The organism is Priestia sp. D3YE.R1 (genome assembly GCF_049199565.1).
GTDB classification, from domain to species: domain Bacteria; phylum Bacillota; class Bacilli; order Bacillales; family Bacillaceae_H; genus Priestia; species Priestia aryabhattai.
The window spans coordinates 1291026-1302936 of the sequence record NZ_JBLTHW010000001.1; the positions used below are offsets into that span (position 1 = coordinate 1291026).

Genomic DNA, 11911 nt, shown 5'->3' on the forward strand with positions numbered 1-11911 from the left:
AAGCACTCACCACAAGTGAGTGCTTTTCCATTAAATAAACAATCCAACCATAATACCTGTTAAAATCGATCCCATTGTCGCTACTAACAGCATTTTTAAGCCGAACTTCGCAACGCGTGAAGCTTGTTCGCCGTTGATTGCTTGGATCGTACCAAGAACGATACCAATTGAGCTGAAGTTGGCAAATGAGATTAAGTAAGCTGATACGATCCCAACCGTTTTTTCAGAAAGGTGAGGCATCATTTTTTGGAAGTCAAGCATGGCAACGAATTCGTTTGCTACTACTTTTGTTCCCATTACGCCGCCGGCTCTCATTAGTTCATCTGCCGGAATACCCATGATAAAGGCAATTGGGTAGAAGATATAGCCTAAAATATCTTGAACGGTTAATCCAATTACGCCGTTTAATACGTAGTTCACTAATGCTAAAAGACCAACGTACGTTACAAGCATAGCTGCTACGATTAACGCAACGCGTCCGCCGTCTAGGGCACCGTCGCCGATTGCTTCAAACAGCGTGCCTTGCTTAGCAGGCGCTTTGATATCGACTTCGTTTTCATCTTCTACTTTTACTGGTGCAACGATAGAAGAAACGATTAAGCCAGAGAATACGTTTAGCGGAAGGGCAATTAAGACGTATTCAGCCGGAATCATCTGCATGTATGCGCCTAAAATTGAACAAGAAACGGATACTAAAGACGTTGTTGTCACGATAAATAAACGGTTTGGTGTTAAACCTCCGATATGGTTTTTCACCGCAATTAGCGCCGTTGTATCACCAAAGATCATCGCATTCACAGCTGTGAAGCTTTCAATTTGGGGAAGTCCGGTAATTTTTGAAACAAGTCCTCCAATATATTTGATCCCAAAGGGTAAAATACGAGAGTAGTTTAAAATACTTAATAATGCTGAAACGAATACAATCATAACTAACGTTTGGATAAAGAAAATGCCTTTTCCTGCAAGATCTCCAAACACGAACGAAATTCCGTCGTTACCAAATGATAAGATCTTTGTAAATACACTTGTGATAAAGTCAAGCACCTTGCGACCAATCGATGTATTCATCATAAAAGCAGAGATAGCGAGCTGAATAACAAGCATAACTGCGATGCCTTTATAGTTGATAAGTTTTCTGTCGTTTGACATGAGGAATGCAATTGCTAAGATAATTACAATCCCGATAATTCCCATTAAAATTGACATTTACTTTTCTCCTTACATGTATTCTATATTTATAAAAGAGGGACGTGCATAGAAATGACTATGTAAATCGGCCTCTATTTTATATAAAAATCAGGACTTTCACGCTAGTTTTAGTAAAAATGGGCAAAATTTTTTAGGCCATTGTAAAAAATGACGTAATTGTAAAATAATATTTACTATGTGCTAATATGTAAAAAAACATGCAGAACTGACATAATAACTTATATTTCGACAGCCTCTACTATCTTAAATCATTTCGAACAAAAGAAAAAGAGGAAATGAAGATATTTTTAATATAATTGTGAAATATTTTTAAAAATTTATGATACTTCCGGTTCTTGGAATTACAGCATGAGAAGTAAAAAAGAGACAAAGTCATTTATAATACGCCATATGAGAGAATTTTTTCCTTTTTAATGGTAGAATATTCATGAGAAATTATAAAGCAATCGCATAAAGGAGTTAACGATGAATACTATTCAAACATTTTTTTCAAAGCATCCAAAATGGTCGTATACCGGAAATTTTGTGGTAACACTAGCGTGCGTAGCGGTGTTTCCGTCTTTATTTATGCCGACCTTTTTAGGAGTGCTGCTTGGATTTGTCGCAGCTACCGCTATTAATTATGTATTAGGACTTAAGTGGAAGCCGCTGAGAGAGCTAACAAGTAAATAAAGTGCTCTATAAGTGTGGTAAACTAGTAAAAATGATAAAAGAGGTGTAAACATAATGACAACACCCGAGAGAAAGCTGATTCATTTAGCAACCGGCATGCCTGAACAAATGGCATACGGCCCTGACAAAGAAATGCGTACAGGCATCTGCAAAAAGCAAGTAGAGAAGACGTTTTTAGCAAAAGAAGGGTTTCAAAGCGACGGCGTAGCGGACTTAAGGTATCATGGCGGACCGGATCGTGCGGTGTGCGTGTATCCGTATGAGCACTATAAAAAATGGAATGAAGAGTTTGATACGGAGCTGCCGATGTCTGCGTTTGGAGAAAATCTTGTCCTAGCAGGCATGATTGAAAAAGACGTATGCATTGGAGACGTTTATCAAGTAGGAGACGCCGTTATTCAAGTGACACAAGGACGAAATCCATGCGACACAATTACAAAGCGAACGGGCGTTAAAGGGATTTTAAAACGAATGATTGAGACAAGCTATACCGGATATCTTTGCCGCGTGCTGAAAGAAGGTACGATTACGCAAGATGCGGAAGTGAAACTGATTCAAGCTCATCCAGATCAAATATCCGTGTGGTTTACGCTTGATTTATATTTCCATCGTCCAAAAGATATAGAAGGGATGAAGAGAGCTTTAGAAGTTTCTGAGCTTGCGGAAGACTGGAAGCATAAATTTCAAACGCGGATTGAAAAGGCGCTTTCTGTCGCGCAGCGATAAAAAGTAAATGCCCTCTAATCGTTAGAACGTATCTAACGATTAGAGGGCATTTTTTTCTTAGAAGCGTCCGTATCCTAAGAAATGATCTTGATAGTAAGAAACATCTAGGTCAGCTACAGCTACACCGTGTGAACCAGCGTGAATCATTTGGCCGTTTCCGATGTAGATTCCCATGTGAGATGGGCCGCTTGTGTATGTGTTTTGGAAGAATACTAGATCGCCTGGTTGTGGAGACGAAATTTTTGTCGCCATGTTCCAGTAGTTGGCTACGCTTGTACGTGAAATGCTGTGACCGCTATGGTTGAACACGTATGCGATAAAGCCTGAGCAGTCAAATCCGCTTGGTGTGTTTCCTGCCCATTGGTAAGGTGATCCTACTAAACTACGTGCAACATTTACTGTGCTTCCAGAAGCCGTGCTTGTTGTTGGAGCAGGTGCTGGAGTGCTTGTTTCTTGTGCTGCAGATGTAGATGCAGATGCTGTAGAAGTAGAAGGAGTTGATGTGCTTACACCTTTTACTTGGCTTGCGCTTGGTTTACCTGATGCAATTGTTACGTAGCTTGAGCTTTTTGAAATCCATTTGTTTGGTGCAATTTCAACTAAGCCGTTTGCTTCTTTTAAAATAGCAAACTCTTGACCTTGTGTTGCAGTTCCAACAACTGGAGATGAAAAGCTAGCTCCTTGACGAATATTTAACGCACTCACGTTTACGATGACTTTTTGATTAGTAGTAGTAGTTGCTTGTTGTTGAGGTACGCTTGGCGTTACCTTTTCTTGTACGGGTGCTGGTGCAGCGCCTCCGTCATTTGCACTTGCTGAAGTTGTGCTAAATGTTAGGGCAGCGGGAACAAGTAATGCTGCTAACCCCATATTCATAACTGTACGATTTGCTTTCTTTAGCATGTTCTTTCTCCCTTTCCATAACTTGTTTTATTCACAACTGTGAGTCTATCAATCCTGACAGGAAAAGTAAACATCTAATTCCAAATTACGACATTTTGTAACATAGTTTTAATATTAAAGAGCGATATAAGTAGAATTGTCACCTTCTCTGTAATAATTCTGACAATTTATCTAGGTAGAAATGTTTAGGAGATTCATAGATTTATTAGAAAATATGTAAGCTAAATGAAAAAGGGGAGCAGAAACCCGGCAGCTGAATGGCTTCAAGGCTTTTAGGATATATAAAAGCTATAGGTAAAAAATGATATCATTCACTAGCGACGCACTTTATTTTTTTCTAAATGAACACATAGAGAAGAAAGATACGCTGTCATAAAAGAAGCTCAGTTACTATAACTGTTATACATAAATTACATCAAAAGCATCCAGTTGAAGTGAGTAAAAAAGAAGCGTAGTATACAAGGAGGAATGAACGCGTGAATCATTTACATTCATATATGTAGGAGTGGCTGTTGTATGAAACAGTCATCATCTTTTATTAATGGAATTCTTTTAGCTGCTCTTGTACTGATTTGGGGATTAACGTGGCCGATGTCGAAGCTGGCGCTTGGCTATTCATCGCCTATTTTGTTATCTGGACTGCGGTCATTAAGTGCGGGAATCATCTTATTAGCAGTCGCACTGCCAAGATCTAAACAGCTTCACTGGAAGCAGAACTGGCGTAAATATATGGTGTCAGGTCTATTTAATTCAATCTTATTCTACGGTCTGCAAACGATTGGACTTATGTTTATGCCAGCAGGTGTCTTCAGCGTGATTGTCTACTTGCAGCCGGTGCTCATCGGCATCATTGCATGGCTGTGGATTGGAGAAAGCATGAACGCTGTAAAGATAGGGGGCTTGCTTCTTGGATTTGTAGGTGTAGCTACTATCAGTATGGGACAGTTATCAGCTAATGCTTCAGCCATTGGAATTATTCTTGCCGTGCTTACGGCACTGAGCTGGGCGATTGGAACTGTCTATATCAAACGTATTAGTGATAGTGTAGATGGCATTTGGCTTATTACCATTCAAAGTCTTGTCAGCGGAGTGGTTATGACAGCGACCGGCAGTGGAGTAGAAGGGTGGTTTCATATGGTATGGAATCCATCATCTATACTGCTGCTTTTATTTTTAGCACTATTTTCTGTTGCCGTTGCGTGGCTCATCTATTTTTATTTAATCAGTAAAGGAGAGGCCAGTAAAGTGGCGTCGTTTAATTTTCTTGTTCCGATTATTTCAATTGTCATTGGCACGCTTTTTTTAGACGAACTGTTTACGTCGTCACTTCTTGTAGGGCTGGTGCTTATTATTATCAGTATTTATTTAGTGAATAAAAAAGCGAAGAATCAAAAGTTAAAGCCCTCTGATGGAGGAGACCAGGCAGCGTAAAGCTATCCATAAAAAACCGTATTCGCAACTCGAATACGGTTTTTCGTTTATTCAGCAGCTTCCGTTTCATTTGCTTTTAGCTTTTCATAAAATACGCCAAGCGAAGTCGTTACGTACGGAACAAGCCATAATAACCCGATGCCAAGTGTGATCATACTTAAAATGCCCCAGCCAATAAAGCTTAAAAGGAGTAAAAAGTAGGTCCACTTGTAGCCGTTCATTAACCGTCTGCTTTCAGTAATAGACTGGTTGACCGAATAATCTGGGTTATCGCGGAATACGTAGTAAGCCTGTGAATAGGCAAGACTTTTGATGATGCCAGGAATGATTAATAAAATACTCCATAGCACGGTATAAATAATCGTTAGCAAGTAAAGTCCGAGTGTTCTAAAGTATAATCCCGCAGATGAAAACGAATCAAACACGTTTCCTACACGTACACTTTCTCCTCGCACCAGACGCAATAATACCCAGTAGTAAGAAAAGAAGAGCGGTACGAGCAGCAGGGATACAATATTAGCTAAGGTAGACTGAGAGTATTCGGTTTCGGACCCGCTTGGAAATCCGTTGATTAAAAAGTCAATAAGTCCTGGAATGCCGGCAGCAATTAGATACGTAACGAACGTAAGCAGTACGGCAAATCCCCAGCGGTTTTTCAGCGCTGCGAGTGCACCTTGCTTCACTTCTTTTATTCTCATAACTTGATGTCCCCCTCTAGGTGAGTTTATACAGAGAATTCAACCTGTACATTAGTCAATATATTAGCGATTTTTGAATATATGAATGCTTGCACTAATAAGTTGTGTAAAGATTTTTTAGACGCTTGAAATTTGTGGAAAGTTCTTTAAAATGGAAGTATAAGGATATTTCAGGTCGGAAGGAGGAATGAAAATGACGCTTGTGTATTTGCTGATTCTGGCAGTTGTTTATATCTTTCTGGATCTTGTCATGCGAAAAAAGCTGCATACAAAGATGAAAAAAAGCTATTGGAGAAGCTTTAAAGGAAGGCGTCCACTGTTTATCACAATTGAAATGGTGATGCTTGCTTCGTTTTTAGTATTGATCTTTGTTATACCTCCAGCCTATACCTCCGTTTTTATGTTTCTTTTCTTTTTTCTCCTGTACGTAATTCGAGGATTTGAAGAATGGAAGTTTGAAAGAAAGAAAAAAGAGCACTATCACTCGTGGTTTGGTGCAACTTTTTTCTTATTTGGGACGTTTATATTACTGATGACGGATATGTGAAAAAACAAGAGAGCAAAAAAGTTCTCTTGTTTTTTTATGTAAAGTATTGAACGACTGTGCCTTTGTTTTTCTCTACGTTAACACTCGCATACGCGCCGTTAATAAGCGTGAGCTGAGGAGGGAGGTGGCCGCAGTCGATGTCATAGATAACTGGAATATGTAAGTCAGAGGAAAGGTCATGATACACATCTTCAGCGGTGTAGGAATCAATGGGTTTATTAGCGCTGCTTCTGCCGAATAAAATACCTGAGCAGTTATCAAACCAGCCCGCTAGCTTAAGCTGAAGAAGCGAGCGGCGAAGGTCAGTGGTCGTGAGTTCACAGTTGTCAAAGTACCAAATCACCGGCTCAGCAGGAATGTATTTTTCTCTAAACGTTTTTACATCTCCAAAAGGAGTTCCTACTAAGTGCCTAATCACGTCAATACATCCTCCGAGAAGACGCCCTTCGATGTGCACGTCGCTTAACTCTGTATGCTTCCAAACGGTTTGTTCGGTTAAATGAAACACGCATGGTGACGGGTTGTCATGCTGCCATTCTTTTTGGTAACGATCAGAAGAAACTTGAGCCACGCTTTCTCCTTTTTTGGTCGTCAGCACCTGCTGCCACATCGCAGTCGTTGGATCCCAGTATTCTCCGCGCAAATCTACAAAGTTGGTTCCATGAGCCGTTGCAATCCCGGTATTAAGTGTAATAGCCAGCAAAAGAACGCTGGTGTCAGAATAGCCAAGCACCCATTTTGCTGTCCATTTTGTAAAGTCGAGATGTTCAAGCATTTCAATCAGCAGCTCGCCTCCCCAAGGCGGGATAATGATATCAATGTTTCTATCTTCTATCATGGCTTGAAGCTCATTTGCACGTTTTTTAGGAGAAGCGGATTTTGCTTTATGCTGCGTCCACACGGTTTCGCCCGGTATAACAGGAAAGCCTTTTTCCTTCATTCGTTCACACGATAAAGAAAACATGGAATGAAGAGCTTGAGGTACACCAGAAGAAGGTGCGGTTATGCCGATGGTTGGGTTGGATGTAAGAAAAGGATAGGTAATCATAGCGGCCTCCTTCAAAGGTTTTAGCTTATTTTACCAGCGAGGGAAATACGGAACAAGCTTATTTTTCATTTAATTTAGGAAGATTGATAGGTTTTGTAAAAAGAATCCGTATTAATAGATGTAAAAGCAAGCGGAAAGGAGCAATATCATGGAAAATGACTGGATTGTTGCGTGTATAACGAGAAAAAAAGAAAAAGGATTAGAGCTGTTAATTGATCAGTACGAAGAGTACCGAAATGATAAAGACGTGACCATGCTTCGATTTATTCCGTATGTAAGTGATTACGAAAACGACAGTTCAAAAGATTTAACCTCAGACGCCTTTAATTTAAAGATAAACAACAAATAACATAATAAAAACCAGATGCCCACTAAGCGGGCACCTGGTTTTTATTAAATATTCATTTTATTTAACAAGCGAAGAAACGTTTGTAATTCTTCATCCGTAAAATGGCTAAGCTTTTCACCATATTCTTTGGTGAGTACTTTTTCCATTTCTTCTGCAAACGCTTTTCCTTTATCCGTAATCGATAAGTAGACAACGCGGCGGTCTTTTTGACTGCGTACGCGCGTGACAAATTCTCTTTCCATTAATCGGTCGCTGATGCACGTCATGCTGCTGTTTGAGATGTGCATATGCTCGGCAATCTCAGAAACGATATGATTCCCTTCTTTATACAGCATGTGAAGCGCTAAAAATTCATTTAAAGGAATATATGATTTTAAAGTGGGAATAACCGACAGCTGCATTTTTTTCGTTTGGTTTCGCATCGTTGAAACCACATCTTGGATAAGTTCATCTCGTGTATTCATTGAGGTTGTGTGCTCCTTTTTCCGTTCAAACAATTTCTTTTCTTTTCTATTGTACCATATTGTTTATAAAGATAACGGGCAGGTTTTTTAAAGATAAAAATAGAAGTAGTATCTATCTGTTGCGATAGAAAGGGGCTTGAGTGATGGAAAAGGTAATTGAGTTTAAAACGACGCTGCTTCCTTTTGATGGAGCAAAGAAGCTTGTGAACGCAAATAATTCGGAAAGTGACTTATTATACAAGGAATATTATGATCTCGGAGATGGCAAGCAGTTATGTACGCTTGTGTTTGAACGCTATTTTTTCCGCACCGGCGGCAGGGGATCACTAACGATTATTTTAGAAAATGTGTCCGGCCCAAACAAAGTAAAGTGTATTCCTTCAGGAAGCGCAGAAGGGGTATTGAATATTGATTGGGGAGCAAGCAAAGATTTTGTACGATGGGTAGAAAACGCCCTCTCATCGTACACGTTAGAAGAACCGCAGAGATAAAGGCAAAGCTGGGGAAGGCAATGAGCTTCTTCAGCTTTTTTTGTGAAGCGAAGGGCGAGTAGAGAAATGAAAAGATGCAAAAGCTACTGTAGAAATAAGAACTTTATGTGGACAATAAGCATTTTTTCTCTTTTTACCGGATAAATGAGTATAATATGAAATTGCAGGAAGACTTCACATTTACATAACAAAGGAGAACAACATAATGAAAAAACTCAGCATCGTATTATTCGTTTTAATGATAGCTATAGTAGGCTGTTCAAAAGGAAATGATTCAAGTTCAAAAGAAGTAAAAGGAACGATTGAAGTACCGGAATCAATTCAAGCAAATGAACAAGTCAAGCTTAAAGTCCTTGTGACGCAAGGAGATAAAAAAGTGGAAAACGCCGATGACGTACAGTTCCAAGTTGAAAAAGAAGGCTACATCAATCAAGAAATGACAAAAGCACCGCACGAAGGAAAAGGTGTATACAGCACGGACTATACGTTTAAAGAAGACGGCGAATATATGATTACCGCTCACGTTACGGTAGACGGTGACATGAAAATGTTTACGAAAAAAGTAGAGGTAGGCAAGTCTAAAGAGTAGTACCTATAATTGAAGAGGCGGCTTATATAGCCACGTGAAAAGAGAATGTCTTGCGCATTCTCTTTTTTTCATAAGAATACTTTAATCTACGTAGTTCGATAGCTCAATCAAATTGTAGTCAGGATCTCTTATGTAGACAGACACAATAGGACCTACAGCACCTGTACGTTTGACCGGTCCTTCTTCAATTTCTGTATTATGTTTTTGTAAGTGATGGATTACGCTCTCTATCTTTTCCTCCGTAATAAAACATAAATCAGCGGAGCCTGGAAGAGGCTGCTTTGCTTTTGGCTCAAATTCATGGCCTGCTTGATGTAAGTTTATTTTTTGTTGACCAAACCGAAGCACTATTCTTCCTTCTCCGAACGTTTCTTTTTGCATGCCTAAGATAACCGTATAAAAGTAAATCGTTTTTTTAATGTCTTTTACCGTTAGTACAAAATGGTCTAGTTTTTTAATCATTTCGTTTCCTCCTAACAATTTAAACGACGGTAGTGCAAGTACTAGGTAAAATCTGAGAGGTTTTTCTATACATAAGTATATCATTTGTAAAGTGGAGGATAGTCAAAAACAGCTTTATGTCCATTTTTAGTTCAAATGAGTGTTTTATAAATAGCTTATTTTCTAAAATGCTGCGGTTTTTACATCACACATTAAAAATTTATGGAATTTTATGTTAATATTAAGTAGAGAGCAACATTTATTTTCGCAACTCGGTCGGGAAAGTTTGTTAAGTAGATATGCTAAAAATTTAAATACATATAAGAATGGAGATGCTCGTATGTCTATGGGGATTCTTTCTTTAATCACTTTTGTTATCTGGTTTGTAGCCATTCAAGAGTTTTTGAAACCTGAAAAAAATCAGAGTAACCGAAAAATAATGATGTTAACATCCGCAGGCTCCTTGCTGACGTTAGTTCTGACCATTTCACTTTTTCAAACACTATAAAAATACCTTGAAAAGCGGTTTTTCGTTGGCTACAAGAAGCGTAATGCATGCGGCCTGAGTTCTTCCATGGTTGTATGATTTGGTTTTCGGAAAATGATGGGAAAGGGGAGAGTAGAGATTGTGAAGAGGAACTACACATTACTGTTTTATTTTCTGTTTGTATTGTCAATGATAGGCGGCCTAGCGTTAAGAGATACGTTTTCCTATTCAATGATGATTGGAGGCGGAATAGGGCTCACCTTTCTTTTTTGCTCCGCTTATTCTGCAGAAAAAAAGAAAAAGAAGCATGTGAACTGATGGTTTGCAGGCTTCTTTTTTTTTATGTTTTTTTGTACGACGATCTTATTTATAAACGCTGGACGGAATTTTAAACGTATGAATGCCGTTAGAATACGGGCCGTACTCATACTCACCAAATATAATGGCAATGCCGCTACTTGTATAGTAAAACTGATCGTCTTTTAAATTTACAGACTTAAATTCATTAACCCAGAACTGAGCACCTTTTTTATTACGCGCAATCATTTCATTGCGGATATAGTTATTAACCTTCTTTAACTTAGTGTTGTTGTTAATAATATCTTTTAAGTTAATTTGTCGAGCTTTCAACAAATCGTAATTGTACGTATCAATCCAAGCGTCGCCGTGAGCGCCGCCAGCGTACGTATCATTTGCTCTTCGTTTTAGTTTTTTCCATTTGTCTTTGCTCTTCGTGCCACTTCTTATAACCCGTAAGATGCTCATCTAGAAGTGGATCATAGTGAAACCAAGTGTGTGATTCAACCTTTGATGTAAAGTCAGTTAAGTTTTCCCAGTTATTTATTAATTCAACGGCAGGTTCTACATACTTTTCATTTTTCGCTGCTATTTTTATTAAATTTGTACACACACACCTTGTCCAATTTTTTCTATCATATTTATCAGGAAATTCCTCATTAGGAATTCCCATTAAATCAAAAGCATGATCAACCATCTCCAACATTTCATTATCAAACACTTCAATAGCTTTTGACATTACCGGTTCATTTAAAAAGATACGTATAAACGATTTTTGTTTTTTATAGTAATTTGACAGCGTTTCAATTACATTTTCCAATATCTTCTGATGTTCCATAACGTACTTCCTTCCTGTTCTTTGTTCATTAAACAATAAAAATCAGAGTGTGAAGGTCTTTGTTCTGTTTCTCCACGATTATAAGCGAATTGAGCTTTGCATAATGCTTTCTGTTCCTCTGACAACTTACGCCAAATATAAACTTCATAAATGTGGTGCATATATACACTATAAACTCCTCTACCAGAAAGTAACTCATCCATTATTCGGTTGCGAATATCTTCCTGAGAAAGTGAAGAAAAAAAGTCCAAACAAAAACCAGCCTCTTCTAAATTTCGAATATTAGCAAGTCCCTTTGAATGGGGATTAAATAATTTACTTTCCTTTTTGGACTTATCAATAGCATCAGATATTGTTTCATCTTCTCCATTGTACTCAAGATGATAATGTTGAACCCTTTGATAACCCTCTATATCACCTTTGAATACCAATATTTCATCATAAGGTAATCCCAAAATTCTAGAAAGCACTATTAAATCTTTTTTATCAGGAAGGGACTTTCCACAGTAATAATTAGAGATTGTTTTGGCATCTCTTCCTAATATTTTTGCTAATTGTGATTGAGAAAACCCTTGCCCTTGCACCAAGAATTTTATTCTTCGACCAGTTTCCTCAACAACGATTTCATCTAGTTCTGAAAAATCTATAACTGGTTCTTCTAACATTCTAAATCCCTCCAAAACGACTAAGTTACTTGTATTATAGGTTTTTTAACGGGGTA

At 38.4% G+C, this 11911-nt stretch carries 17 protein-coding genes; 8 read left to right on the plus strand and 9 right to left on the minus strand.

From position 1 onward, the window contains the following. Nucleotides 1-30 precede the first annotated feature (30 nt). Nucleotides 31-1206: a NupC/NupG family nucleoside CNT transporter gene (locus ACOZIR_RS06675; RefSeq protein ID WP_074679540.1), complete on the minus strand. Its 1176-nt coding sequence runs from the start codon at nt 1204-1206 to the stop codon at nt 31-33. A 468-nt stretch (nt 1207-1674) separates the two neighbouring features. Between ACOZIR_RS06675 and ACOZIR_RS06680 the strand changes: the two genes are divergently transcribed. Then, entirely contained in the window at nt 1675-1881 is a 207-nt protein-coding gene (locus tag ACOZIR_RS06680; protein ID WP_340141848.1) for a hypothetical protein, read from the plus strand. A 54-nt stretch (nt 1882-1935) separates the two neighbouring features. Further along, entirely contained in the window at nt 1936-2607 is a 672-nt protein-coding gene (locus ACOZIR_RS06685; protein WP_340141849.1) for an MOSC domain-containing protein, read from the plus strand. A 57-nt stretch (nt 2608-2664) separates the two neighbouring features. On the opposite strand, the gene ACOZIR_RS06690 is transcribed toward ACOZIR_RS06685, so the two are convergent. After that, nucleotides 2665-3510, minus strand: coding sequence for an SH3 domain-containing C40 family peptidase (locus ACOZIR_RS06690; RefSeq protein ID WP_043981056.1), 846 nt, complete (start codon nt 3508-3510; stop codon nt 2665-2667). Between the two features lie 516 nt (nt 3511-4026). On the opposite strand from ACOZIR_RS06690, the gene ACOZIR_RS06695 reads away from it, so the two are divergent. Next, nucleotides 4027-4941 carry a DMT family transporter gene (locus ACOZIR_RS06695; protein ID WP_045291041.1) on the plus strand — a complete coding sequence of 305 codons (915 nt, stop codon included), beginning with the start codon at nt 4027-4029 and terminating at the stop codon, nt 4939-4941. Nucleotides 4942-4988: 47 nt separating this feature from the next. Here the strand turns inward: ACOZIR_RS06695 and ACOZIR_RS06700 are convergent, their stop codons facing one another. Next, the gene (locus ACOZIR_RS06700) at nt 4989-5639 is read right to left on the minus strand and encodes a DUF975 family protein (protein WP_045291039.1); all 651 of its coding nucleotides are present in this window, start codon (nt 5637-5639) and stop codon (nt 4989-4991) included. Between the two features lie 193 nt (nt 5640-5832). On the opposite strand from ACOZIR_RS06700, the gene ACOZIR_RS06705 reads away from it, so the two are divergent. Beyond that, on the plus strand, nt 5833-6186 hold the full coding sequence (locus ACOZIR_RS06705; protein ID WP_045291037.1) for a DUF4181 domain-containing protein: 354 nt from the start codon (nt 5833-5835) through the stop codon (nt 6184-6186). 34 nt (nt 6187-6220) lie between these two features. Here the strand turns inward: ACOZIR_RS06705 and ACOZIR_RS06710 are convergent, their stop codons facing one another. Then, nucleotides 6221-7234: a S66 family peptidase gene (locus tag ACOZIR_RS06710; RefSeq protein WP_045291035.1), complete on the minus strand. Its 1014-nt coding sequence runs from the start codon at nt 7232-7234 to the stop codon at nt 6221-6223. Nucleotides 7235-7382: 148 nt separating this feature from the next. Between ACOZIR_RS06710 and ACOZIR_RS06715 the strand changes: the two genes are divergently transcribed. After that, the gene (locus ACOZIR_RS06715) at nt 7383-7583 is read left to right on the plus strand and encodes a hypothetical protein (protein ID WP_340141850.1); all 201 of its coding nucleotides are present in this window, start codon (nt 7383-7385) and stop codon (nt 7581-7583) included. Nucleotides 7584-7627: 44 nt separating this feature from the next. On the opposite strand, the gene ACOZIR_RS06720 is transcribed toward ACOZIR_RS06715, so the two are convergent. Then, entirely contained in the window at nt 7628-8047 is a 420-nt protein-coding gene (locus tag ACOZIR_RS06720) for a MarR family winged helix-turn-helix transcriptional regulator (RefSeq protein ID WP_340141851.1), read from the minus strand. Between the two features lie 143 nt (nt 8048-8190). Between ACOZIR_RS06720 and ACOZIR_RS06725 the strand changes: the two genes are divergently transcribed. After that, nucleotides 8191-8538, plus strand: coding sequence for a DUF6054 family protein (locus tag ACOZIR_RS06725; RefSeq protein ID WP_045291030.1), 348 nt, complete (start codon nt 8191-8193; stop codon nt 8536-8538). Nucleotides 8539-8743: 205 nt separating this feature from the next. After that, entirely contained in the window at nt 8744-9127 is a 384-nt protein-coding gene (locus ACOZIR_RS06730; protein ID WP_013058250.1) for a FixH family protein, read from the plus strand. An 81-nt stretch (nt 9128-9208) separates the two neighbouring features. Here ACOZIR_RS06730 and ACOZIR_RS06735 read toward each other — a convergent pair whose 3' ends face one another. After that, nucleotides 9209-9589, minus strand: a complete 381-nt coding sequence (locus tag ACOZIR_RS06735; protein ID WP_340141852.1) for a VOC family protein — start codon at nt 9587-9589, stop codon at nt 9209-9211. Nucleotides 9590-9908: 319 nt separating this feature from the next. Here ACOZIR_RS06735 and ACOZIR_RS06740 point away from each other — a divergent pair, with 319 nt between their 5' ends. After that, nucleotides 9909-10076 carry a hypothetical protein gene (locus ACOZIR_RS06740; RefSeq protein ID WP_013058248.1) on the plus strand — a complete coding sequence of 56 codons (168 nt, stop codon included), beginning with the start codon at nt 9909-9911 and terminating at the stop codon, nt 10074-10076. A 342-nt stretch (nt 10077-10418) separates the two neighbouring features. Here the strand turns inward: ACOZIR_RS06740 and ACOZIR_RS06745 are convergent, their stop codons facing one another. The 3 genes from ACOZIR_RS06745 to ACOZIR_RS06755 form a co-directional block, all read right to left on the minus strand. Continuing rightward, complete coding sequence (locus ACOZIR_RS06745; protein ID WP_340141853.1) at nt 10419-10820, minus strand: RsiV family protein; 402 nt, start codon at nt 10818-10820, stop codon at nt 10419-10421. Continuing rightward, nucleotides 10744-11091 (minus strand): hypothetical protein, encoded by a 348-nt coding sequence (locus ACOZIR_RS06750; protein WP_340141854.1) that lies wholly within the window; start codon nt 11089-11091, stop codon nt 10744-10746. The genes ACOZIR_RS06745 and ACOZIR_RS06750 overlap by 77 nt, the downstream gene beginning before the upstream one ends. Nucleotides 11092-11159: 68 nt before the next feature. Beyond that, complete coding sequence (locus ACOZIR_RS06755; RefSeq protein ID WP_340141855.1) at nt 11160-11855, minus strand: helix-turn-helix transcriptional regulator; 696 nt, start codon at nt 11853-11855, stop codon at nt 11160-11162. Nucleotides 11856-11911: the final 56 nt, after the last annotated feature.